Genomic DNA, 24,530 nt, shown 5'->3' with positions numbered 1-24,530 from the left:
GGTTACAACATCAGCTGGCGTCGACCAACTCCGAGATACGCAATTGCAGCGCGGTGATCTCCGCCCGCAGCGCAGCGTTCTTCTCCTTGAGCGACGCGTTCTCGGCGCGCAGCTCGTCCACCTCGGTCATTGGACGATAATCGCCGCCTTCCCTGGCCTCCTTCGGCTCCTTGGCGGGACGCGAGGCGGCGCGCAGTTCGCGCACTTCCTTTGCCGCCTTCTGCAACTCCTTCTTACCGCCGGCGACCGCCGCCACCTGGTCGGCTTCCGGCAGCGACGCCACCGTGGCGGCGGCGTTGATCGAGATCGTGCCGGAGCGGACCGCCTCCACCAGCTCCGGCGTCGCCGTCTTCTGGATCTTTTCGATCTGGCTGATGGTCGCGCTGCTCAAACGGGCCGCGCGGGCGATGTCCTCGCGCGACGCCAACGGCATGGCCGCCGGCTTGGGCTTGGCCGCGTCGCCTTCCGGCGGCGCGATCATCGCGTCCTCCGCGGCCGCTTCCGCCATCAGTTCGGCCACGCGGGCGGCGACGATTTCCTTCTTGCGCAGCGCCAGAACACCGCGCTGGTAGTCGGAAATGCTGCGGCGGCCCAGATTGTTATCGATCATCCACAGCTTGACGTCGTCCAGGTTCTGGAAGCTGGTGTTCTCGGTGACCTTGAACGGAATCCCGTGCTGCTGGCATATTTGATAACGATTATGGCCGTCGACCAGCACGTCCTGCCACAACACCAGCGCGTCGCGGCAGCCTTCGACCAGGATGCTGCGTTCCAGCGCCGCGTACTCGCTCTCGGTGAGCGGTTCGATGTAGGCGCGCAGCACTTCATTAATTTTGATTTGCATATCTGTCCTTGAATACCGGCGGGCGGGGGCCACTGCACCCTGCCAAATCGCCGTCCGACATGCTACACCATCCGGCCACCGAGCCAAAGCCCCGGGTTTCGCGATGAAACTAAGTTAATTTTAAGTTTTCTTCATTATGCTTCTCCCCAGTCAAATGCTTTCTCCGGTAATTGACCAAAAGCCCCGACAAGTTTGCTGCTTGCTCGGGGCTTTGCTTTGTCAGAACAGTCAAAAAAATAGTCAACGGGCGCTTTTTTATGCCATGATTCCCCACCAATTTTGAGGATTAGACATGGTCAACTACATCATTCGCGTCGCCTTCGATGACCCGGACAGCCAAACCTACCACCACCTGGCGGTCGAACTGGCCAAGTACAACATCGCCGGCGCGATCAAGGCCGACGACGGCAAGGGCTACTACCTTCCGCCCGGCGAATTTTGCTACAGCGGCGTGGAGCCGATCAACGAAGTGCGCGACGCCATCCACCGCTTCGCCCAGACCATCAGCGCCGGTTCGTCCGTGCTGGTGACCGAAGCGACCACAGTCTCGTGGAGCGGCCTCAATCCGGTGGAAGCAGTCGAAGAGCAAAAAGCCACCGGGGGCTGAACACCCCGGGTGGCTTTTTTTTACAACGGCGATGAAGCTAAACCAAACTAAGCTAACTTTTACTTGGCCGCGATTTCCGGCATCGCCGACGAATGGTGGTTCAGGATCTTCCATTCGCCGCCGACTTTCTGGTACACATAGGTGTAGCGCGCCTGGATGTCCTGCTGCTGGCCGTTCTGCGTCACCCGGAAGGTGTACACGCCGGTGTCCAGCGCCGAATCGGCGCCCAGCATGTGGATGTACCGGTAGTTAATCGTCCCTTGCGGCTTCAGTTTCAGGAACTTGTCGAAGTAGTCCTTGATCGCGGCCGGGTTGGAGCGCACCTCGTTCGACACCGTCGGTTCCAGCACCGCGTTCGGCGCGTACATGCCGGTCACCTTGGCCGAGTCGCCGGTCGCCAGCGCCGCGTTCCACTTGACGAACAGGCCCGCGATCTCCGCTTCCTGCGCGTTGCTTGGCACCGCCGCCACACCCTTGTAGACCTTCGGCGCGCTATCGGCGTAAGCCATGGTGGTCGCAGCTGCCAGTGCCAGGGAAATCAGAATCTTTTTCATCGTATGCTCCATTCGTTGTTTAAGAAGTTTGGTGGGCTGTGTCCCGCCAATGAATCTAGTATCATGGTCGCGGGCTATTCAAAAATCTGCTGATCGGGGGTATTTGCATATGCCGGGTGGCATATAATCGCCATTTATTCGACTATGCCGCGGCCAAAATGACCAATATCACCCACCTGCCACCCTCCGGCGACAGCGCGCGCGCGGCCCGCAACCGCTATCGCCAGATCGAAAGCAGCGCGGCCCGTTGGCGCCTGCTGACCGACGCCGCCAGCGCGCTGGCCGGCGAGGGACAATGCGCATCGGCGCTGTCGACGGCATTGTCGAAGGCCCTGGCCTTCCTGTCGCTGGAGGACGGTGCCGTGATGGTGCTCAAGGACGACGCACTGCAAGTACTGGCCAGCCAGGGACAGGTGCCGCCGGTCGGCGCCCGTCTGGCTTACGCGGCCGCCCTGCAGGCGGTGCTGCAACCGGGTCCGCGCCCGCCGCTGGTGCGGCAGGACATCGCCAGCGGACTGCGGATCGGCCGCGAACAGCAGGTCGGGCTCGAAGTGCTGGTGCCGCTGTGCCTCGAAGGGAAAAATCGCGGCATGCTCGCCCTGCTCAGCACCCAGGCCGCGCCGCCGCCCACGCCGGATGACCTGCTGACGCTTCAGGCACTGGCGACGATGCTGGCGGCGGTGCTGGCGGTGCCGCAGCACGCGCCGCGCGTGGCGGCGCCGGAAGCGGCCGAGATGCTCAAGGTGCTGACCCCGCGCGAGCTGCAGGTATTCGCGCTGCTGCCCAGCGGCTGGACCAACGCCGCCATGGGCGAGCATCTGGGCATCGCCGCCGGCACCGTGAAGGTCCACGTCGAGCGCATCCTGCACAAGCTCGATCTGAACGACCGCACGCAGGCGGCGGTGCGCGCCGCCGATCTGGGGCTGGGCACATGACAGGCGCCTTGGGCGGACGCCCCAACGCGCTCCATCCCCGTCACTGGTCGCTCGGCTTCAAGGGTGGCGTCATCATCGCCGCTTCGCTGGCGTTGTTGCTCGGTTCCGCCGCCACCAGCTATACGCTGGAGCGCAAAACCGCCGCCGCCACCGCCGACATGCTGCGCGCCATGCAGGCGCAGGCCGACATCCAGCGCCTGCACACGCAGATCGCCGAGGCGGCCACCGGTGTGCGCGGCTATCTGCTGACGGGCCGCGACGACTTCCTCACGCCTTACGGTGTCGCCGTCACGCAGCTGCCCGCCACCCTGGCCAGCCTGCAGGCCAAGGTCCGGGACACCGAACAAGTCGCCAGCCTGCGGCGCATCACGCCGCTGCTGAACGATAAACTGGCCAGCCTGGAGATCATGCGCGGCCAGCGCAACGCCAGCCCCGTCGAACTGCAGCGCCATCTACGCAGCAGCAAAGGGATCCTCGACCAGCTGCGCGCCGAAATCGGCGTCATGAGCCTGCGCGAATCGGCGCTGGTGGAGCAGCGCGCGCTGGCGCTGCAGCAAGCCTCCAACCGCAACATGTGGATGACCATCGCCGTCGCCGCGGCCGGCCTGGCCGGGGCGATGGCGACGCTGACTTTCACCGTCGGCCTGGTGCGGCGGGTGCGCCTGGCGGCCGAAAACGCCGAACGCCTGAACAGCGACCTGCCGCTGATACCGGCGCCGGACACGCGCGATGAACTGGGCCAGTTGGCCGAACGGCTGCACCAGGCCAGCGTGCTGCTGGCGGGACGGGCGTCGGCGGCGCAGGCGGCCAGCCAGGCCAAGACCCAATTCCTGGCCCGCACCAGCCACGAACTGCGTACGCCGCTGAACGCCATCCTGGGCTACGCCCAACTGCTGGAGGCGGGCCTGAAGGCGCCGCGCGAACGCGAACACGCCGAGCATATTCGCCAGGCCGGCCAGCATCTGCTGGCGCTGATCAATGAGGTGCTCGACATCGGCCGCATCGAGGCCGGCAAACTGACCCTGGAATGCGAGCCGGTGGCGCTGGCGCCGCTGATCGACGAAGCGGTGATGCTGATGGCGCCGATGGCGCAGAAACGCGCGGTGCGGCTGCGCCACGACAGCGCGGCCATCTTCGGCGCCGTCATGGCCGACCGCCAGCGCCTGCTGCAAGTGATGCTCAATCTCCTATCGAACGCCATCAAGTACGGCGAACAAGGCGGCGATGTCGATATCGGCTTCGGCAGCGATCCGGTCACCGGCACCGTCAGCATCCACATCGACGACGCCGGGCCGGGCATCACCCCGGCGCTGCGCACACGCCTGTTCGCGCCGTTCGACCGCCTCGGCGCCGAAAGCGGCAAGACCGAAGGCGCCGGCCTGGGCCTGGCCGTATCGAAGGCGCTGATGCAGGCCATGCAAGGCGATATCGGCCTGGAGGAAAAGGCCGGCCGTGGCAGCCGCTTCACACTGACGCTGCCGGCGGCCAAGGCGGACGCCGTCGCCAGCGCTCCGGCCGATGTCGCCATCGGCCAGGCCGCGCCGGCGGCGCCGACGCCGGCGCCGCCGGCCACCACGCACAGCATGATCTGCATCGACGCCGACGCCGGCACCCGGGCGCTGATCGCCACGCTGATGCAGCGTCGGCCCAACTGGCGTATCACGGCGGCCGCCGACAAGGCCGGCGGCATCGCGCTGGCGCGGCAATCTCCGCCCGACCTGCTGCTGGTCGCCTGCGACCTGGCCGACGACGCGGTTCACGCGCTGCCGGGGGAGCTGGTGGTGCTGGGTGGAGCCGGTGGAGAACTCACGGCGGGCGCGCCCCGCCATCTCGGCAAGCCGCTCAAGATCCCCGAATTCTTTGCCTTACTCGACACGACGGAGCAAAAACAATGATGGAAAACGAAGTCCTGGCCTCGCGCATCCTGATCATCGACGATCAGCCGGCCAATCTGCGACTGCTTGAGGACATGTTCATCGGCGAGGGGCTGACCCACGTCGTCGGCACCACCGACGCCAGGACCGCGCTCGATCTGTACACCGCCTTCGACCCGGACCTGATCGTGCTCGATCTGATGATGCCGGACCTTGACGGCTACGCGGTGCTCGAGCGCCTGAAGCGTCGCGGCGATCCGTATGACTTCCGTCCGGTGCTGGTGATCACCGCCGACGCCACCGCGGAAGCCAAGCGCCGTTCGCTGGCCCTGGGCGCCAAGGACTTTCTCACCAAGCCGTTCGATACGCTCGAAGCGATGCTGCGCGTCTGGAACCTGCTTGAAACGCGGGTGCTGTACAAGCGCCTTCAGGCGCTGGCGCCGAAAGAGGACCTCGCCCCGCAAAGCTACCGCAGCCGCGCATCCTGAAGTAAAAAGCAGCCGGCGTCCGCGCTAAGGTTGCGCCGTCAAGAGTCCACACAACTCGTGCGACACCAGATCGGCGTACGATTCGCGGCGACGTATCTGCCGCTGCGACCCACCCTCCACCAGGACCTCGGCCGGCCGGCCGCGCGAATTGTACTGACTGGCCATGCTCATGCCATAAGCGCCGCAGGAAAAAATCGCCAGCAGCGCGCCGCCGTCGAGCGCCGGCATGGCGCGTCCCAGCGCAAAGTAATCGCCGGTTTCGCAGATAGGTCCGACGATGTCGATGGAATCGAATGGACCGGCATCGCCATTGGCCACGCCCGCTGCGGGCAAGCCGCTCCAATGTCCGTTGAAGGCGCCGAAGCTGGCCGGCCAGATCACGTGGCTGGCGCCGTACAACGTCGGTCGCAGCAGCACGTTCATGCCCGCGTCGACGATCGCGATCTTGCGCTCCCAACCCTGCTTGACGTATTCGACGGACGTCAGCAGGATGCCGGCGTTGGCGCTGATCGAGCGGCCAGGTTCAATGATGAAGTGCTTGCCGCGCCGTTGAAGTCCCTGCAAGCGCTGGCAGATCGCCTCCCCCATCTGTGCCAGCGGGCACGAAGCCGGCGCCTCGCCGGTGTGGTACTGCGCGGGGAACCCGCCGCCAATGTTGATGAACTCGATCCTGCCACCATCAGCCTCGATGCGGTGGGCCAGTTGTTCGACCTTATCGATGGCCGCCAGGTAGGTGGCGCTGGCAGCGATCGGCGACCCCAGATGGACATGAATGCCGACCACGTCGACATGGGAGTACAGATTACGCTCGAACAGCGCCTCGGCGCGCAGCAGCGGCACGCCGAACTTGGTCTGGCGTCCGCCGGTGGAGGTTTTTTCATGGGTGTCGACGTCGGCGACATCCGGATTCACACGCACCGCCACCTTGACCCGTTTGCCCGCGGTCCGCGCCACCTCGCCAATGCGCGCCAGTTCGCCCTCCGATTCGGCGTTGAACAGGAACACGCCGGCATCGATCGCGTAAGTCAGCTCGTCGCGCGACTTGCCCACGCCGGCAAAGACGATTTTTTCCGGCGCCGCGCCGGCCTGCAAGGCCCTGTACAACTCCCCGCCGCTGACGACATCGAGTCCGCAGCCCTGCTCCACCAGCAGCTTTAGCACACCCAGGTTGCTGCAGCTTTTGACCGAGAAGCAAATTAACGGCTGGATTCCGGAAAAAGCATCCCGCAACACCGCGCAGTGATCCTTGAAAGTCTGCCCGCTATAGGCATAGACCGGGCTGCCGTGCGCCGCGACGATCGCGCGTGCCGGAACGGCTTCGACATGGAGTTCGCCGTTCACATACTTAAAGTGATCCATCTGGTTCCTTAGAGATTTTGCTGCGCAGTCGGTAGGAGATTTGTGCGCTCAGTATGTAAGTTTTGGCGAGAAAAACATAATATCAATATGTCCGCACATTATTCAATCCTGATATAGTCCGGCGATCTGGATTCAAAAAAGAGGGCGCCATGAGTTTTACTTTTCGCCACGTTGAGGTGTTTTGGGCGGTGATGACGTCGGGTAGCACAACCGGCGCGGCCGAAATCCTGCACACATCGCAACCGACCATCAGCCGGGAACTGAGCCGCTTCGAGAAGCTGTCGCAGCTCACGCTCTTCAGGCGCAGCGGCGGCAAGCTGGTGCCGACCGAGCATGGGCTGATGCTGTTCGACGAGGTCCAGCGCAGCTATCTGGGGCTGGAACGGATCGGCAACGCGATCGAGGCGCTGCGCCATTTCCGCCACGGGCAGATCGCCGTGGCGTGCCTGCCGGCGTTTTCAAGCACGCTGCTGCCGCGCGCGAGCCAGCACTTTTGCAGCAAGTTCCCCGGTGTGAGTTTGAATGTGACGCCGCTCGAGAGCCCGGCCTTGCAGGAATCGCTGACCAGCCAGCGCTATCACCTGGGGCTGACCGAGGAACCGGGTATTCCACCGGGGACCAAAATGGAAGCGCTGCTGACGATGGATGTGGTGTGCGTGCTGCCGCCGCGCCATCGGCTGTGCGAAAAGCGCACGCTGACACCACAGGATTTCGCGGGCATCGACTTCGTGTACCTGGCGGCCGGCGACCCGTATCGGAAGATGGTCGACAACACCTTCCGCGAGCATGGGGTGGAGCGCAGGATGGTGGTTGAGACGCACAGCGCGGCGGCGGTGTGCGCCACGGTGAGCTTGGGCGTCGGTGTGGCGATCGTCAATCCGCTGACGGCGCTGGAGTATGCGAGGAGCGGGCTGCAGATACGGCGTTTTTCGCATCCCGTGCCGTATTCTGTGAACCTGGTGACACCGCTGTTCCGGCCCGATTCGGAAAGCGTCAACCGCTTCATCGACGCGCTGCATCACAGCTGCCGGCAAATCAGCGAGGAGCTGGATGCGATCACCACGAGTTGATTGTCAAATTTCGCCGGGGCTTCATCCTTCCTGGAGCTTCTTCATGCGGTAGGATAGCTGCGGGCGCGTGAGGCCCAGCATGCGCGCGGCGGCCGACAGATTGCCGTCCGCGCGCTTGACCGCCGCCAGTATCAGCGTGCTTTCCAGCGCGTCCAGCGACCACTCCTGCGCCTTGCCGTTGACCGCCTCCCCCAGCATCCCCGGCAGCACATCCAACAGCTCCGAACTGACCGTCGCCGCAGGCGCCGCCGCCGCGCCCTGGCTGGTCAACCTGCCCGTCTGCGCCAACGAAAAATACGACGCCTGCGATTCCTCCCCGCTGGTGAACAGATGCGGCAAATCGATCGGACCATCCTCGTTGGCGTAGATCACCCCGCGCTCGACCAGGTTTTGCAGCTCCCGTATATTCCCCGGGAAGTGATAATTCAGCAGGGCGTCGACCGCGCGCGCCGTGAAACCCGTCAAGCGCCGCTGGTGCTTCTGCCCATAGTGCCGCATGAAATAGCCCATCAACAGTGGAATGTCGTCGCGACGGTCGCGCAGCGGCGGCAGGTGGATCGGGAACACGTTCAAGCGGAAGAACAAATCCTCGCGGAAGCGCCCCTGCCGGATCTCCTCGCGCAGATCGACATTGGTCGCCGCCACCACCCGCACGTCGACTTTGATGCTGCGTACGCCGCCGACCCGCTCGACCTCCCCCTCCTGCAACGCCCGCAGCAGCTTGCCCTGCGCGACCAGGCTTAAAGTCGCGATCTCGTCGAGGAACAAGGTGCCGCCGCTGGCACGCTCGAAGCGCCCGGGCCGCGATTGCGTGGCGCCTGTAAAGGCGCCCCGCTCGACGCCGAACAACTCGGATTCGATCAGTGTCTCCGGTATCGCCGCGCAGTTGACGGCGACAAAGGGCTGCTCCTTGCGCTTTCCGATCTGGTGCAGCATGTACGCGAACAGTTCCTTGCCGACGCCCGATTCGCCGGTGAACAGCACCGTGGCCGCCGTCGGCGCCACCCGCTTGAGCATATGACAGGCCGCATTGAAGGCGGACGACACGCCCACCATTTCCTTGTCCGCGTACGGCCGCTCGTCGTCGCCGGCCAGTATCGCGGCCTTCTGGTGCGCATGCGGTTCGCTGTAGGCGGTGGTGCTGACGAAGGCCTCGGCGTTCAGGTAGCGCAGGTCCTCCTCGACGTTGTCCCACTCGTCGGCCGGCTTGCCGATCAGGCGGCAGTGCTTGTGCCCCATCGACATGCATTCGATCTCGCGATAAATCGTCAGGCGGCCGATCATCGCGCTGGTGTAGCCGATCGCATAGCCGGTCTGCATCCAGCACGCCGGTTCGGTGCCGATGCCGAAATCGGCGGTGTGCACCTCGTCCTCGCCTGAATGGTGCCACAGGAATTCGCCGCGATAGGTGCCCAGTTCCACATCGAATTCGAAGTGCAGCGCCTCGACCTTGACCGCGCCCTCGAGCGAATGCATGCGCGGACCGGCTGAAAACAGCGCCGCCGGATCGGCGTCCGGCCAGCGTTCGCGCAGCAGCTGGGCGTCGCGCGCGCCGGCGGAATAACCGACACGCGTCAGCAGCCCGCGCGTGCGTTCCGCCCCTATGCTCTCGAGCAGTTCGCGCCGCAGCGAGCCGAGTGACGTCATGTGCACCAGCTGCATGCGCTGGCCATTCAGCCAAATGCGGCCGTCGCCCGGCGAAAAATGCAGGCTTTGGGTGATGTCGTCCAGGGTCGGCGCCGCGCCTTCGTTCAGATGGGCGCTGTCGCCCCGGTTCAGCATCTTGCCGGTGGCCTGCGATACCTCCGCCAGCGAAACGCGCTCACGCTTGTTCATGTCTCCGCCTTCTTCATTTTTTATCAAATCATACATCGGTAGTTCTCCTGGTTGATCATTTGATCAAGCGGCCGGGCCGCCACGGTTTTGCTGCGACGCGCAACCGCGCGACGTGAATTCCTTCCTGCGCCCGTGAAGCGGGCATGGTGCGCTGCACTACACCGTAACCACACATCGCTGGCACGCAACTTGTAATAGCTAAGGAAAGAGCGGCAGGCGGACCTTATGCAACTAGCGTGCTAACCAGCGTGCCAGGACTTCCGACCTGCCCCGTCCAATCAACCAAGGAGACAGACATGAGCGACATCCCCGGCGCCGGCGGCGCCTTCCTCAGCCCAGCCATCTGGCGCGACCGCATCTTCAACGGCGAATGGATCGCCTCCCAGGGCGGTGCCCAGGTATTCACCGAGCCGGCCACCGGCGAGCAGCTGGGCCGCATCGGTCTGGCCAACGCCGCCGACGTGCTGGCCGCCGGCGTGCAGGCGCGCGCCGCGCAAAAAGCCTGGGTCAAGTCGGACTACAAGGAGCGCGCGGCGATCTTCCGCCGTGCCGCCGCGCTGATCGCCCAACACCACGACGAACTGTCGACATGGATCGTGCGCGAAACGGGCGCCATCCGGCCCAAGGCCGATCTAGAACTGCGCGAAGCCACCGCCCACCTGCAGGAAGCGGCGGCCATGCTGACGCAGCCCAAGGGCCAGTTGCTGGCCTCCGCCACCGGCACGATGAGCATCGCGCGGCGCGTGCCGCACGGCGTGGTCGGCGTGATCTCGCCATTCAACTTCCCGCTGATCCTGTCGATCCGCTCCATCGCGCCGGCCCTCGCCACGGGCAACGCCGTGGTCCACAAGCCGGACCTGCAAACCCCGATCAGCGGCGGCGTGCTGATCGCGCGCATCTTCGAGGCGGCCGGCCTGCCCAAAGGCTTGCTGCACATGCTGCCAGGCGGCGCCGACGCCGGCCAGGCCATGTGCAGCCATCCGGACATCGGCATGATCGCCTTCACCGGATCGACGGCGGCGGGCCACAGCGTCGGCGAGCTGGCCGGCCGCAATTTGAAGAAGATGTCGCTGGAACTGGGCGGCAAAAACTCGCTGATCATCCTCGACGACGCCGATCCGGACATCGCCGCCTCCAACGCCGCCTGGGCGACCTTCCTGCACCAGGGCCAGATCTGCATGTGCGCCGGCCGCATCCTGCTCCAGCGCGGCATCGCCGACGCCGTGATCGAGCGCCTGGTCCACAAGGCGCGCCACCTGCCGGTCGGCGATCCGATGGGCGGCGACGTCGCGCTCGGACCGCTGATCAGCGAGCGCCAGGTCCGGCGCCTGCATTCCATCGTCGAGGACAGCGTCGCCGACGGCGCCGCCCTGCTGGCCGGCGGCACCTTCGACCGCCAGTTCTACAAACCGACCGTGCTGACCGGCGTACGCGCCGGCATGCGCTGTTTCGAGGAAGAGCTGTTCGGTCCTGTGGCGTCGATCACCGTGTTCGACACCGATGAAGAAGGCATCGCGCTGGCCTCGGCCACCACCGGCTGCCTGGCGCTCGGCGTCATCACGCCCAACCTCACCCGCGCGATGCGCATCGCCGACAGCGTGCCGTCCGGCCATGTGCACATCAACGACCAGACCGTGGTGGCAGAGGCGCACGCGCCGTTCGGCGGCGGCGGCACCTCGGGCAACGGCGGCCGTCACGGCGGCACCGTCGACTGGGACGAATTCACGCAACTGCAATGGCTCACGATCAAAACCGAAGCACCGCGCTACCCGTTCTGACGCAACGCATAAAACTCATAACCACAAGGAGACAGCATGAAGTTACGTAACAAGACCATCGTCGTCACCGGCGCCGCCTCGGGCATCGGCGCCGAAGTGGCGCGGCTGGCGCGCTTCGAGGGCGCCACCGTCATCGGCATGGACCGCAACGATCCGGGACTCACGCTGGACGGTTTCGTGTCGGTGGACCTGGCCAGCACCGGCAGCATCGACGACGCCATCGCCAAACTGCCGCAGCGCGTGGACGCGTTGTGCAATATCGCCGGCGTCCCGGGCACCGCCAATCCGGCGCTGCTCGCAAAAGTCAATTACCTCGGCCTGCGCTACCTGACCACCGGCCTGCTGCCGCGCATGCCGGCCGGCGCCTCCATCGTCAACGTCGCCTCCATCCTCGGCGCCGAATGGCCGGCGCGCCTCGACCTGCACAAACAGCTGGCGGCCACCGAAGGTTTTGCGGCCGGCCAGGCCTGGCTGGACCAGCATCCGGTGCCGGACGAGACCTGCTACCAGTATTTCAAGGAGGCGCTGATCGTCTGGACCTATGCCCAATCGCAGAAATGGTTCATGCAGCATTCGGTGCGCATGAACAGCGTCGCGCCGGGGCCGGTGTTTACGCCCATCCTCGGCGACTTCGTCTCCATGCTGGGCGAGGAGCGCGTGCAGCGCGATGCCCACCGCATGAAACGTCCGGCCTACGCCGACGAAATCGCCTCCGTCGTCAGCTTCCTGTGCGGCGATGAATCGCGCTGGATCAGCGGCGTCAACATCCCTGTCGATGGAGGGCTGGCCTCGACCTTCATCTGACATCAAAGCCACCGTACCCAGAACCTGCAACCAGAACCACATATAACTAAAACCAGGAGACAGCAATGCATACTAAAAAAAGCCTGAGCCGGAGCATACTGGCCATGGCGGTGACGGCGGCCCTTCCCGCCGCCCACGCCTACGATTTCGAAACCGCCAATCCGGAACTGAAGATCAGCTGGAACAACACCTTCAAATACAGCGGCGCCTACCGCCTCAACGACGCCGATTCGCGCCTGCTGGCAGGCGGCTATCCATCGGCGGGTCCCGCCGACTTCACCGGCTATAACCTCGACGACGGCAACCAGAACTTCCGCAAGAAAGGCATCGTTTCGAGCCGCGTCGACTGGCTGTCCGAATTCGACATGGGCACGCGCACGCTGGGCATGCGCGTCAGCGCCGCCGGCTGGTACGACGACGCCTACATGGGCACCAACGACAACGGCTCCTCCGCCAGCAACGCCGTCACGTTGAACGGAGAAGGCGGCAACCGCTTCGCCAAGGGCACCAAGGTGCTCCACGGCCGCAACGCCGAACTGCTGGACGCCTTCGTCTTCGCCAAGGGCACCTTGGGCGAGCTGCCCGGCACCATTCGCGTCGGCCGCCACACGCTGCAATACGGCGAGAGCCTGTTCTTCGGCGCCAATGGCATCGCCAACGCGCAGGGACCGGTCGACCTGGTCAAGCTGCTCAGCGTACCGGGCGCGCAGTTCAAGGAGATCCTGCGTCCCGTCAACCAGATATCGGGACAGCTACAGGTGGCGCCGACGGTCTCCATCGGCGGCTACTACCAGTTCGAATGGCGGCCGACGCAGATCCCTGGCGCCGGCAGCTACCTCAGCTCCTACGACGCCGCCGGCGCCGGCGCCAGCGCCTATCTGGTCGCGCCCACCAACAGCGGCGCGCCGGCCTTCATCACGCAACCGGACATGAAGGCCAAGAACTCCGGCCAGGGCGGCCTGCAGCTCAAGTGGGCGCCGTCCGGCTCGGACGTCGAATACGGTTTCTACGCCGCCCGCTACCACGACAAATCGCCCTACTTCTACCTCGGCTTCGCGCCGTCCTTCCCGCCGGGCGCCCCGTCCACCGTGCAAGCGGTCTACGCGGAAAACATCCGCACCTTCGGCGTCAGCGCCAGCACGGTGATGTTGGGCGTGAACGTCGCCGCCGAGGCGTCGATCCGCCGCAACACACCGCTGGTCAGCGACCCGACGCCCAATTTCCTGTCGCGTAACGGCATCGGCACGATCGCCAACAACAGCGGCAACCCGGCATACGCGGTCGGCAATACGGCGCACATCAACCTGTCGGCGATCTATGTGATGCCGACCAACCCGTTCTTCCAGGGCGCCTCGCTGCTGGGCGAAATCGCGTGGAACCGCGCCACCAGCGTGGATTTCCAGGGGTCGCTCGACCCGAACACCACGCGCGACGCCACCGCCGCCCGCGTCATCTTCGAGCCGGCCTACTTCCAGGTCATCGATGGGCTGGACCTGACGATCCCGATCGGCATCGGCTACAACATCGACGGCCGCTCGCGCGCCATCTTCAACTTCAACGGCGGCGCCGAACATGGCGGCGACTTCAATATCGGCATCAACGCCACCTATCACCAGGACTGGAAGTTCGGCATCAGCTACGTCAAGTTCCTCGGCGGGACCGGCACCTTCCTGAAGAACAATCCGGCCACCAATACGCCGATCCTGAGCTACGCCCAGTCATTGAAGGACCGCGACTACATCTCCTTCAACATCAAACGCTCTTTCTAAGGACATAACTAAAATGAAGACATCCCTGAAACTGGTCGCCGCATCGCTGTCCATCACCCTGGGCGCCGCATTGCCGATGCACGCCGGCGCCGCCGTCACCGCCGACGAAGCGGCCAAACTGCAAACCACCCTGACGCCGCTGGGCGCCGAAAAAGCCGCCAACAAGGATGGCTCGATTCCGGCCTGGGAAGGCGCCTACGCCAAGGTGCCGGCAGGCTTCAAGCCAGGCGACTTCCGCGCCGACCCGTTCGCGGCCGAAAAGCCGGTGCTCGCCATCACCGGCAAGAACGTCGACCAGCACGCGGCCAAGCTGTCCGCCGCCACCGTGGCGATGCTGAAAAAGTATCCGAACTACCGGCTCGACATCTATCCAACCCACCGCACCGGCGGCGCGCCGGCCTGGGTGTATGAAAACACCTTCAAGAACGCCACCCGCGCCAAGTCGGTGGACGGCGGCTACGGCGCCGAAGGCGCTTACGGCGGCATCCCGTTCCCGATTCCGAAGACCGGCTACGAGGCGATCATGAACCACCGCCTGGCATGGACCGGAGAGGCGGCGATCATGCCGCTGCGGACCGTCATCGTCACCCCGGACGGCAAGCGCGCCACCGCCACCGAGGCCGAACAGACCTTCATGCGCCCTTACTACTTCAAGGACCGCGGCCTGGATAAATTCGACGGCATCTACCAGTTTGGCCGCCTGATCACGCGCGCGCCGGCCTCGAAGGCCGGTGAAGGCATCCTGGTCCACGACGGCATCAACGAAGCCAAGCCGCGCGCCATCTGGCAGTACCTGGTGGGCCAGCGCCGCGTGCGCCGCGCGCCGTCGGTATCGTACGACACGCCGGATTCGGTCACCTCCGGCATCGGCTTGTTCGACGAGGCGTTCATGCTGTTCGGGCCTATCGACCACCACGAGCTGAAACTGGTCGGCAAAAAAGAGATGTACATCCCGTACAACAATAACCGCGCCGGCAGCGCCAAGATCGCCGATCTGGTCGGCCCGCAGTTCCTCAATCCGGACCTGGTGCGCTGGGAACTGCATCGCGTGTGGGAAGTGGAAGCGACGCTCATCCCCGGCAAGCGCCACGTGGTGACCAAGCGCCGCTACTACCTGGACGAAGACACCTGGCAGATCATCCTGGTCGACGGCTATGACGCCCAGGGCCAGATCTGGCGCGGCAACTACACCCTGACCTTGCTCGCACCGGACATTCCGGCGGTGCTGGGCAATGTCATGTGGGGCACGTACAACGTGCAGACCGGCGCCTATCTGCTGAACGAGGCATCTAACGAAATGCCGACCCAGTACAAAGTCATTCCGCGCCTGCCGGCCAGCTACTTCGGCCCCGAAGAGTTGGCAAATCAAGGTTCGCGCTAAGCCTAGTCCACTGAAAGGTCAATGATGGTCAGATCGAATCCACTCTTCACGCGCCTCCGCGTTGCGCCGCTGGCAGCGGCCACGGTATTGGCGCTAAGCGCCGGCGCCACCCACGCCAGCAACGCCGCCAAGGTGGCGGCGCCGGCGGCCCTTGCGCAGCCCGCGCTGGTCACGCCCAAGGCGCTGCAGGGGGCGATGCTGGCGGTCGGCGCAGCCGGCACGCGGCTGGTGGCGGCCGGCGAACGGGGCATCATCCTGTACTCCGACGACGCCGGCAAGTCCTGGCGCCAGGCGGCGGTGCCGGTCAGCGTCAGCCTCACGGCGCTGCAGTTCGTCGACAACAAGAACGGGTGGGCGGTCGGCCATCAGGGCGTGGTGCTGCGCACCAGGGACGGCGGCGCCACGTGGCAAAAGCAGCTCGACGGCATCCAGGCCGCCGCGCTGGTGTTGAGCGACGCCGCCGCCTCCTTCGGCCCGGAGCGCGACAAGGCGGTGGCGGACGCCCAGCGCCTGGTCGACGACGGCCCGGACAAGCCTTTCCTCGATCTGTACTTCGATAGTCCGACCAGCGGCTATGTACTCGGCGCCTACAACATGATGTTCCGCACCGTCGACGGCGGCGCGACCTGGCAGCCGTGGCAAAGCCGTGTCGCCAATCCCAAGGGTCTGCACCTGTACGGCATGCGCGGCACCGCCAACGCCATCTACCTGGCCGGGGAACAGGGCCTGCTGCTTCGCTCCACCGACAAGGGTGACAGTTTCAAAGCCCTGCCGACGCCGTACAAGGGCAGCTATTTCGGACTGCTCTCCGCGCGCGGCGGCGTGCTGCTGGCGTACGGCCTGCGAGGCAACGCCTTCCGCTCCACCGACGAGGGCGCGACGTGGAGCCAGGTCGCGACCGGGGTCCAGGCGTCGCTTGCCGCCGGCACGGTGATGAGCGACGGCGCCGTGGTGCTGGTCAGCCAGGGCGGCGACGTGCTGGTGAGCCGTGATGAAGGCCGCACCTTCGCCGCGCAAGGCGGTACCGCGCTGCCGCTGGCCGCCGTCACGCAGGCGGGCGACGGCGCCTTGGTGGTAGCCGGGTTACGCGGGGTGCGCAGGATCCCATAACCGCAACCGCTGGCGAAACAATGACCGGGCAACGTATCCGGGATAACGCCCTTACTTATACGAACATGGTTGGAGCATCATGAACACAGATAACGACTTGGAACAACAGCCGGTCATACGGCGACTCGAGGACTTCGACACCGCCTCCGGCAACCTGGGTGAACGCGCGCTATTCAACTACCGGCCCCTGGTGATTTTCCTCTGCCTGCTGGCGACGATCGTGCTGGGCTTCCAGGCCACGCGCATCAAGCTCAATGCCAGCTTCGAGAAAATGATTCCCAGCGCCCACCCCTACGTGGTGAACTACCTGGCCAACAAGAGCGATCTGAATGGCCTGGGCAACTCGGTGCGCATCGCCGTGGAGGCGAAGAACGGCACAATCTACGACCGCGCCTACCTCGACACCCTGCAGCGCCTCAACGACGAATTGTTCCTGCTGCCCGGCGTCGACCGGCCCTTCATGAAATCGCTGTGGACCCCGAGCACGCGCTGGGCCGCCGTGACCGAGGATGGCCTCGACGGCGGCACCGTCATCCCGGACGGCTACGACGGCTCCGCCGCCAGCCTTGAGCAGCTGCGCGCCAACATCGCCCGTTCCGGCGAAATCGGCCAACTGGTCGCGTCCAACTTCAAATCGAGCATCGTCTTCGTGCCGCTGATGGACAAGGTGCCGCAGACCGGCGAAGCGCTGGACTACCGGGTGCTGTCCGAAAGCCTGGAAAAGATCCGCGCCAAGTATGAGAAGGAAGGCGTCCATATCCACATCACCGGCTTCGCCAAGATCGTCGGCGACCTGATCGAAGGCCTGCAGCAAGTGCTGCTGTTCTTCGTGCTGGCGATCGCCATCTGCGGCGGTGTGCTGTTCTGGTACACCCGCTGCTGGCGCAGCACCACACTGGTGGTGGTCTGCTCGCTGGTGGCGGTGCTATGGCAGTGCGGCCTGCTCGCCACCCTGCACTACGAGCTCGATCCCTACTCCATCCTGGTGCCGTTCCTGGTGTTCGCCATCGGCATGAGCCACGGCGCCCAGAAAATGAACGGCATCATGCAGGACGTCGGACGCGGCACACACCGCGTGGTAGCGGCCCGCTACACATTCCGCCGCCTGTTCGCCGCCGGGCTGACCGCGCTGCTGTGCGATGCCGTCGGCTTCCTCGTGCTGGTTAGTATTCAGATCAAAGTGATCCAGGATCTCGCCGTCATCGCCAGCATCGGCGTGGCGGTGCTGATCTTCACTAACCTGGTGCTGCTGCCGGTACTGCTGTCGTACACCGGCGTCAGCGCCCAGGCGGCCCAACGCAGCCTGCAGGCCGACAGCGGCAGCAAGGAACAACCATGGCTGTGGACCTTCCTCGACCGCTTCACGCAGCGGCGCTGGGCGACCGTCACCGTGGCCGCCAGCGTGGTGCTGGGCGGCCTGGGATTCGCCTACAGCCTCAATCTGAAGGTCGGCGATCTCGATCCCGGCGCGCCGGAGCTGCGCGCGGACTCCCGCTATAACCGCGACAACGGCTACCTGGTCTCGAACTACGCCGCCAGCTCGGACATCTTCGTCGTCATGATCAAGACGCCGCCCGACCAGTGCACGCAATACGGCACCTTGTCCAAGGTGGACGAACTGGCCTGGAAACTGGAGCAGTTGCCAGGCGTCGACTCGACCAACTCGATGGCGGCGCTGAGCAAACTGGCCACCACCGGCTACAACGAAGGCAATTTCAAATGGTATGACCTGATTCCGAATGCCGGCGCGCTGGGGGCGGTGCAGACCCGCGCGCCGCGCGAGTTGTTCAACCAAAGCTGCTCGCTGCTGTCGCTGTACGTCTACCTGAAAGACCACAAGGCCGAAACGCTGACCCGCGTGGTCGATGCGGTCGAAGCCTTCGCCGCCGCCAACAACACGGCGGACGTGCAGTTCCAGCTGGCGGCAGGCAGCGCCGGCATCGAGGCCGCCACCAACATCGTCGTCAAGAAGGCCATGCGCGACATGCTGTTCTGGGTATATGGCGCGGTGATCCTGCTGTGCTACGCCACCTTCCGCTCCTGGCGCGCGGTGCTGGTCGCGGTGCTGCCGCTGGTGCTCACGTCCATCCTGTGCGAAGTGCTGATGGTGGTGCTGGGGATGGGCGTGAAGGTCGCTACCTTGCCGGTGATCGCACTGGGCGTCGGCATCGGCGTCGACTACGCGCTGTATGTGCTCAGCGTCATGTTGAGCCGCATGCGCGCCGGCGACAGCCTGTCGGCGGCCTATCTGCACGCGCTGCAGTTCACCGGCCGCGTGGTCATCCTGACCGGCGTCACTTTGGCGGTGGCGGTGGCGACCTGGCTGTTCTCGTCGATCAAATTCCAGGCCGATATGGGCATCCTGTTGGCCTTCATGTTCTTGTGGAATATGGTCGGTGCGCTGGTGTTGGTGCCGGCGCTGGCGCACTTCCTGATGCCGGGGAAGGCGGCCAGCCAACCGTCGCCACCCGGCGCCAAAGCCGATCCAACGCAGCCGCCCGCCCCGGCGCCTGACTCGCTGCGTCACACCGAGACGGGCGACGTGATCGGCCGCGAAGACCTGCACGACACGCACGCCTGGCTTGGCCTGCCGTACGCGCAGGCACCGGTCGGACCTTTGCGCTGGAAAGCGCCCCGGCCCGCGCTGCCGTGGGACGGCGTGCGCCAAGCGACCGTCTGCGGACCGGCGGCGATGCAGCCGGGCGGCGTCTCGCTGGAGCTGCCGCCGGAGCAGTGGGGCCTGCCGGCCGGTTCCGAGGATTGCCTGTCGCTTAACATCTTCGCGCCGCGACTCGCAACCGCAGCCTTGCCGGTGATGTTCTGGATCCACGGCGGCGCCAACTCCTCCGGTACCGCCGCCACCTACACCACGCTGCGCAACCTGGCGGGGCAAGACCAGGTGATCGTGGTATCGGCCAACTACCGCCTCGGCATCTTCGGCTGGTTCAGCCTCGAGGAACTGGCGCGCGAGGACGACACGCCGGCCGACCGCTCCGGCAATTTCGGCACGCTGGATCTGATCGCGGCGCTGGAATGGGTGCGGCGAAACATCGCATCGTTCGGCGGCGATCCGCAAAACGTCACCATCTTCGGCGAGTCGGCCGGCGGTTTGAATGTCTACACGCTGCTTGCCAGTCCGCTGGCGGCAGGCCTGTTCCACAAGGCGATCGCGCAGTCGCCGATCACGGCCAGCCACACGATTGCGCACGCCCGCAACTACACCGACGACGCGCAGCCGGGCCACGCCGTCAGCTCGCGCGAGCTGCTGTGCGAATGGCTGCAACGGGACGGCCGGGCCGCCGACCGCGCCGCCGCCAAGACGCTGATCGCTTCGATGACGGCGGCCGACATCGAAGCGTATGTCCGGGGCCTGCCGCCACAAGCCATGCTGGCGCCGATCAAACCGGGTGCGCTCAACTTCTACGACTCGCCAACCGTCGTGCAGGACGGCTACGTGCTGCCGGCCGGGCCTCTGGCGGAAGTGTTCTCGGACCGCAGCCGCTATCACGCGGTGCCCTTCATCGTCGGAACCAACCGCGACGAGTACAAAACCTTCATGTCCAATAATCCGGACTATGTGCGCATGTTGTTCGGGAAGCTGCCGGTGATGCGCAACCGCGCCCGCTACCAGCGCCACGCGGCCTACATGTCCGACCTGTGGCAAGCCAGCGGCGCGCTCGCCCCGGCCAGCGCGATGATCGCCTCCGGCCATCAGGATGTCTGGGTCTATCGCTTCGACTGGGACGAGCAGCCGGCGATCCCGCTGGTCCAGCCGCATATCTTGCTGGGCGCGGCGCACGTGCTGGAAGTGGCGTTCGTGTTCCGCGATCTGGATGGCGAGTTCGATCCGTTCCGCTCCTTCACGGCGGCCAACCTGGCCGGACGCAAAGAGGTATCCGATGCGATGGCCGGCTACTGGACCCATTTCGCCCGCCATGGCGAGCCTGGCGGAGCGGCGTTGCCCGAGTGGCGCCGCTGGAGCGCCGATGCGGCACAACCGCGCCTGATGGTGTTCGACACCAGCAAGGATGGCGGCACGCGCATGGTGGCACATGACCGCAGCGTGGCCGCGCTGAAAACCTCGCTGGCCCAGGACCCGTCGATGCAAAACGATCCGCGCGAGCGCAGCGAACTCTATGGCCGCATGTTCCTGTGGTCGATTTTCGGCGGGCGGGAGGCGCAGCCGGTGTTGGCGGCCTTCGCCCGCAGGCACGGCTACACGGGACAGCCGGAGATGCTGAAGCCGACGTATTGGCCCTGAGCTATCCGCGCCGTGTAAGAGCAATAACCGCGGGAATGCTGCGGCGCAATATTATTTTTGTAGTTATGTCATGTCCCGATTGAATAAGGACGCTTCCTTATGCTACTCTTTCAGCACAAATACCGGCCCAGGCCCGGAAAATGGTGCCTATCAAGGCGGTATGGAGCAACGCACCGGTGTTTTGTGCAGCGCGACAAGCAGGCATACCAGTGTTTCTTTGAAGTGAGGTTCCACATGGCTGAGTCAAGTTCATTCGCACGCGATGGTCACTACATAGTCTGTACGCCGGTGAAGTCCGAGGATGGGAAGTACAGGCCGCGTTTCCGCATTTATCGCGGCACCACGTCGGCCTGCGAAATGGTCCACGAGCAGACATTCCCGTCGGAGGAATTCGGTTCGCCCCCGGACGCCAACCGCTACGCGGCCCAACTGGCCACCTACTGGCTCGATCAATGGCCGATCAAGGGCTCGTACATTCGCGCCACCGACGGACGGACGTTTTCGTATCTGGGGACGTACAGCGTCGGTCACGGCGCCGACTGGAACGCGCGCGTCTACTGCGACGGCGATTTGAAGGGTACGCCGAGCGGCGTCTTCGTCTACAACTTTTTCCGCCACGAGAACATCACGCACGCGGCGGAAAACATGATCGTCGAATCGATCAACCACGGCATCGGCATCAGGGATTGACGCCGACGCCGCCCAGGCAAGCGCTTAGAACTTCGCGCGCACGCCGAACACGACGTTACGGCCCGGCAGCGGCGAGATATCCTTCAACACCGACGTCGAGACGCGGATCTCGTCATTGGTCAGATTTTTCGCCAGCAGGAACCACGTCAAATCGTACGCGCCGACTTTCTGCGTGTACGACACGTTGGCGTTGACCTGGTTGTAGCCAGGCGTATCGGTGCTCTCGAAGCTCGCCAGGCGGTCCTGCGACTGCGCGTGCACCAGCGACAGGCCCGCGCGCCATTGTCCCATCTTGTAGCCGGTGCTCGCGCCGATCCGGTTGGCCGGTTGCAGCGGCAGGCTGCCGCCCCGATCCAGCTTGCCGCGCGTGGTATCGGCAAACACGCGGCCAGACCAGCCGGCGCCGTGCGGGTTGTATTCCAGTTCCGCCTCGGCGCCCTGGATGGTGGCATCTTCCTGCAGGAAGATGCGCTGGCGCAGTTCGTCGCCCGGATTGCCCTCTTCGTCCACCAGCTGGCCGGTGATCTGGCCGTAAATGAAATCGCTCACCTTGTTGCGGTACACATTGGCCTTCCAGCGCACCAGGCCAGTGGTCTTCTGCAGCGACAGCTCGATGTTGCGCGAGGTCTCCTTCTTGAAATCGGCGTTACCGATATCGAAGGTGACGGTGGCGTCGTGCGGACCGGCCGAATACAGTTCCTCGGTCGCCGGCGCGCGCTGCGCGTACGACAATGTCGCGCCCAGGCCATAGCCCGGCACGAACGGCCACATGCCGCCGACCGACGCCGACTTCAGATCGAACGAGCGATCGACGCCGGTGACCGGCTTGCGCTTGACGCGCTCCACGCGGGCGCCGGCGTTCACGCGCACCACACCCACTTCGGTCTCCTCGACGAGGAAGGCGGCGGTCGACGTCGAATGCGTGACCGGCACGGTATCGGCGCCGCCTTCGGCGCTCAGCGCCGAGAAGTGCGTGTTTTCGGTCTGCACGCCGAAGGTCCCATGCCAGCCGGCGACCGGTTTGTGCGTCAATTCGGCGCGCGTTTCCAGCGAACGGTTTTTGAAGATCACCTCCGGCTGGTTCTCGTCATTGAGCTCCGCGTGTTCATAGTCGGTGTAGCCGGCCTTGAACTTGAACGATTCGAATCCCGGCAGCGGTGCCTTCACCAGGCTGTCGAAGTCGTAGCGGGTCTGCTTCTGATCGATCTTCGACCCCTCGTCGCTTGGGATGCCATACAGGTTGGTCAGGTGCGACACCGACGCGCCGACGAAGCCCCAGCTGTCGACATACGACGAGCCGACACCGGCGTTGCGCTGGCGGGTGTCGGAATGCGGCAAGCGGCCGGACGCGGAATCGGGATCGTTCAGCACGCGGTTGCCGGGGATTTTATAGTCGCCGGTGTTGCGCGCGTTGCCGTCCACGTGCCACGCCATCTTGCCCACCGAGCCGTCCAACGTGCCGGATGCATTGCGGCCGTCGTCGACGGTGCTGCCGCGCGCCTCCAGTTGACCGGTGAGCTTCGGTTCCAGCACGGTCGGAATGCGTTCGTTGACGACGTTTACCAGGCCGCCGATGGCGCCCGATCCATACAGCAGCGCAGCCGGGCCGCGCAGGATCTCGATCTGCTGCGCCACCGCGCCCTCGCCGGCCACCGCGTGGTCGTTCGACAGGCCGGACACGTCGGAGACGGCCATGCCGTTCTCCAGCATCTTGACGCGCGCGCCTTCCAGGCCGCGAATGATCGGACGCGAAGCGCCGGCGCCGAAGGCCGATGCCGACACGCCCAGTTCCTGCGACAGCGTCTCGCCGAGCGAGCTGCCTACCTTGTCGCGCAATTCGTCGCCCGACAGCACTTTGGCCGGGGTCAGGATCTGGTCGCTGTCGGAATCGCCGAAGGGCGTGGCGGTGACGATCACGCGCGGGACGGCGGCGTCGGTGGATTTGGTGGCGGCGGATTGCGCATGCGCCAGGGTGGACAAGGCGGACAGGATCGCGCTGGCCAGCAGCGTGCGTGGGATATTCATGGGTAAACCTCTAGCTAAAAAACATGACAGGTCGCACCGTGGATAGCCGAAGCCGGACCACGGTGACGCAAAATTCAGGACGGATTTCGGGTGTCAGGCCAGAGGGGGAGCGCGGGACTGGAAGACGCAAACGGTGCGTTCGCAGGCGGTAAGGGTGGCCGGCGTGGCGATCACGCCGCTGCCGATGGCGACGACGGCGACCGTCACCGGCGCCGATGTCAGCGCCGCCGACACATGGGCGACGGTGACGCATTCGGCGCAGACCTTGTGCACCGCGATGCGTTTACGGGTTTCGGCCTGCTCTTCGCTGGTGAACGCGGTGTCCGACTGCGTTACGTCGATCCAGTGCGAATAGACGTGCGCCGCCCCGATCTGCTGCGTGAAGAGCAGCAGAAACGCGAGAAACACATGAATGATCGAACGGCGATGCATCGGTCGGAGTTGGCCGGTGAGGTAACGAAGGCATTATTCTAACCGCAACGCACAAAAAAAGGGGCTTGGCTCAAAGCAAGGGGTGTCAGTCCTACATGCAAGCCGCTTGCACGCCGACAGCTTCCGAGCTCATCAGTAGATAAGATGAGTCGTACTCATCTATAAGGAAAAAACCATGAAAAAGCTCCCCGCGCCGGCCAAATTCGCCTTGGCAATGATCCTCACCGCAGCCGCCGTCAGCGGCTGCAAGAAGCAGGACGCCGATCCGGTGACGCCCGAAACGAAGATCGGCGCCACGCCGGACGCCGGCAACATCACCCCACCGGTACCGGGCAACCAAATGCCGCCGCCGGCTGCGCCAGCCCCCGCTCCCATCCCGATGCCGGAAGCGAACACCCCGGCATCGCACTGATCCTGGAGAGGCCGCAACCGAGGTAGCAACGAACTACGCGGCCTCCGCCTGCTTCAAGCCCGCCACGATACCGGCCGCAACACCCACCTCATCCTGCTTCCTGCGCGACAAATTGCTGCGCTGGTTCTCCGGCGCCGCACTCAGCACCTTATAAACGATATGCCGCGGCACGCCATGGCTCATGGCGTACTCTGCTGCGGGCTGCAAACCTTCCTGCGGAAGGAGTTCCAGCGCCTCGTCCATGATGGCTGCGGTGGCGGTGGGTTTTCGGCGGTCTGATAAGGGCATTTTTCAATTCCAC

Annotated in this window: 20 protein-coding genes and 1 pseudogene; 14 read left to right on the top strand and 7 right to left on the bottom strand. The window is 64.9% G+C overall.

Going from position 1 to position 24,530, the window contains the following annotated elements:
• Positions 1–10: 10 nt before the first annotated feature.
• The gene (locus AC0IYS_RS13225; protein ID WP_471705575.1) at positions 11–844 is read right to left on the bottom strand and encodes a hypothetical protein; all 834 of its coding nucleotides are present in this window, start codon (positions 842–844) and stop codon (positions 11–13) included.
• Positions 845–1,136: 292 nt separating this feature from the next.
• On the opposite strand from AC0IYS_RS13225, the gene AC0IYS_RS13220 reads away from it, so the two are divergent.
• Positions 1,137–1,451, top strand: a complete 315-nt coding sequence (locus AC0IYS_RS13220; protein WP_471705574.1) for a hypothetical protein — start codon at positions 1,137–1,139, stop codon at positions 1,449–1,451.
• Positions 1,452–1,510: 59 nt separating this feature from the next.
• Here AC0IYS_RS13220 and AC0IYS_RS13215 read toward each other — a convergent pair whose 3' ends face one another.
• Positions 1,511–2,005 carry an SgcJ/EcaC family oxidoreductase gene (locus AC0IYS_RS13215; protein ID WP_471705573.1) on the bottom strand — a complete coding sequence of 165 codons (495 nt, stop codon included), beginning with the start codon at positions 2,003–2,005 and terminating at the stop codon, positions 1,511–1,513.
• Positions 2,006–2,163: 158 nt separating this feature from the next.
• On the opposite strand from AC0IYS_RS13215, the gene AC0IYS_RS13210 reads away from it, so the two are divergent.
• From AC0IYS_RS13210 to AC0IYS_RS13200, 3 genes are read left to right on the top strand one after another with little or no spacing between them, the layout of a single operon-like run.
• Positions 2,164–2,940: a response regulator transcription factor gene (locus tag AC0IYS_RS13210; protein ID WP_471705572.1), complete on the top strand. Its 777-nt coding sequence runs from the start codon at positions 2,164–2,166 to the stop codon at positions 2,938–2,940.
• Positions 2,937–4,835: a sensor histidine kinase gene (locus AC0IYS_RS13205; RefSeq protein WP_471705571.1), complete on the top strand. Its 1,899-nt coding sequence runs from the start codon at positions 2,937–2,939 to the stop codon at positions 4,833–4,835. The genes AC0IYS_RS13210 and AC0IYS_RS13205 overlap by 4 nt, the downstream gene beginning before the upstream one ends.
• Positions 4,835–5,302, top strand: a complete 468-nt coding sequence (locus AC0IYS_RS13200) for a response regulator (RefSeq protein ID WP_471705570.1) — start codon at positions 4,835–4,837, stop codon at positions 5,300–5,302. The genes AC0IYS_RS13205 and AC0IYS_RS13200 overlap by 1 nt, the downstream gene beginning before the upstream one ends.
• Before the next feature lie 24 nt (positions 5,303–5,326).
• Here AC0IYS_RS13200 and lysA read toward each other — a convergent pair whose 3' ends face one another.
• A complete protein-coding gene (lysA, locus tag AC0IYS_RS13195; protein ID WP_471705569.1) occupies positions 5,327–6,661 on the bottom strand; it encodes a diaminopimelate decarboxylase in 1,335 nt (444 codons plus the stop codon).
• A 149-nt stretch (positions 6,662–6,810) separates the two neighbouring features.
• Here lysA and AC0IYS_RS13190 point away from each other — a divergent pair, with 149 nt between their 5' ends.
• On the top strand, positions 6,811–7,731 hold the full coding sequence (locus AC0IYS_RS13190; RefSeq protein ID WP_471705568.1) for a LysR family transcriptional regulator: 921 nt from the start codon (positions 6,811–6,813) through the stop codon (positions 7,729–7,731).
• 21 nt (positions 7,732–7,752) lie between these two features.
• On the opposite strand, the gene AC0IYS_RS13185 is transcribed toward AC0IYS_RS13190, so the two are convergent.
• Positions 7,753–9,567: a sigma 54-interacting transcriptional regulator gene (locus AC0IYS_RS13185; protein ID WP_471705567.1), complete on the bottom strand. Its 1,815-nt coding sequence runs from the start codon at positions 9,565–9,567 to the stop codon at positions 7,753–7,755.
• 296 nt (positions 9,568–9,863) lie between these two features.
• On the opposite strand from AC0IYS_RS13185, the gene AC0IYS_RS13180 reads away from it, so the two are divergent.
• The 8 genes and pseudogenes from AC0IYS_RS13180 (at position 9,864) to AC0IYS_RS13145 (ending at position 21,360) form a co-directional block, all read left to right on the top strand.
• Positions 9,864–11,345, top strand: a complete 1,482-nt coding sequence (locus AC0IYS_RS13180) for a benzaldehyde dehydrogenase (RefSeq protein WP_471705566.1) — start codon at positions 9,864–9,866, stop codon at positions 11,343–11,345.
• A gap of 36 nt (positions 11,346–11,381) precedes the next feature.
• A complete protein-coding gene (locus AC0IYS_RS13175) occupies positions 11,382–12,149 on the top strand; it encodes a coniferyl-alcohol dehydrogenase (protein ID WP_471705565.1) in 768 nt (255 codons plus the stop codon).
• A gap of 65 nt (positions 12,150–12,214) precedes the next feature.
• Entirely contained in the window at positions 12,215–13,918 is a 1,704-nt protein-coding gene (locus tag AC0IYS_RS13170; RefSeq protein WP_471705564.1) for a DUF1302 domain-containing protein, read from the top strand.
• A gap of 13 nt (positions 13,919–13,931) precedes the next feature.
• Positions 13,932–15,299, top strand: coding sequence for a DUF1329 domain-containing protein (locus AC0IYS_RS13165; RefSeq protein WP_471705563.1), 1,368 nt, complete (start codon positions 13,932–13,934; stop codon positions 15,297–15,299).
• Positions 15,300–15,320: 21 nt separating this feature from the next.
• Positions 15,321–16,409: a WD40/YVTN/BNR-like repeat-containing protein gene (locus AC0IYS_RS13160; protein WP_471705562.1), complete on the top strand. Its 1,089-nt coding sequence runs from the start codon at positions 15,321–15,323 to the stop codon at positions 16,407–16,409.
• A gap of 79 nt (positions 16,410–16,488) precedes the next feature.
• A pseudogene (locus AC0IYS_RS13155) lies at positions 16,489–19,971 on the top strand (carboxylesterase family protein); the annotation flags it as partial.
• Positions 19,966–20,670: a carboxylesterase family protein gene (locus AC0IYS_RS13150; protein ID WP_471708856.1), complete on the top strand. Its 705-nt coding sequence runs from the start codon at positions 19,966–19,968 to the stop codon at positions 20,668–20,670. The pseudogene AC0IYS_RS13155 and the gene AC0IYS_RS13150, both read left to right, overlap by 6 nt.
• A 288-nt stretch (positions 20,671–20,958) precedes the next feature.
• Positions 20,959–21,360: a hypothetical protein gene (locus AC0IYS_RS13145; RefSeq protein ID WP_471705561.1), complete on the top strand. Its 402-nt coding sequence runs from the start codon at positions 20,959–20,961 to the stop codon at positions 21,358–21,360.
• 24 nt (positions 21,361–21,384) lie between these two features.
• On the opposite strand, the gene AC0IYS_RS13140 is transcribed toward AC0IYS_RS13145, so the two are convergent.
• Both AC0IYS_RS13140 and AC0IYS_RS13135 read right to left on the bottom strand, forming a co-directional pair.
• Entirely contained in the window at positions 21,385–23,385 is a 2,001-nt protein-coding gene (locus tag AC0IYS_RS13140; RefSeq protein ID WP_471705560.1) for a TonB-dependent receptor, read from the bottom strand.
• Between the two features lie 93 nt (positions 23,386–23,478).
• Positions 23,479–23,793 carry a hypothetical protein gene (locus tag AC0IYS_RS13135; protein WP_471705559.1) on the bottom strand — a complete coding sequence of 105 codons (315 nt, stop codon included), beginning with the start codon at positions 23,791–23,793 and terminating at the stop codon, positions 23,479–23,481.
• A gap of 199 nt (positions 23,794–23,992) precedes the next feature.
• Here AC0IYS_RS13135 and AC0IYS_RS13130 point away from each other — a divergent pair, with 199 nt between their 5' ends.
• Complete coding sequence (locus AC0IYS_RS13130) at positions 23,993–24,229, top strand: hypothetical protein (RefSeq protein WP_471705558.1); 237 nt, start codon at positions 23,993–23,995, stop codon at positions 24,227–24,229.
• Positions 24,230–24,262: 33 nt separating this feature from the next.
• Here AC0IYS_RS13130 and AC0IYS_RS13125 read toward each other — a convergent pair whose 3' ends face one another.
• On the bottom strand, positions 24,263–24,517 hold the full coding sequence (locus AC0IYS_RS13125) for a hypothetical protein (protein ID WP_471705557.1): 255 nt from the start codon (positions 24,515–24,517) through the stop codon (positions 24,263–24,265).
• Positions 24,518–24,530 lie beyond the last annotated feature (13 nt).

The organism is Duganella sp. AC237 (assembly GCF_979254035.1).
This window is presented reverse-complemented; position numbering and strand designations above follow the sequence as displayed.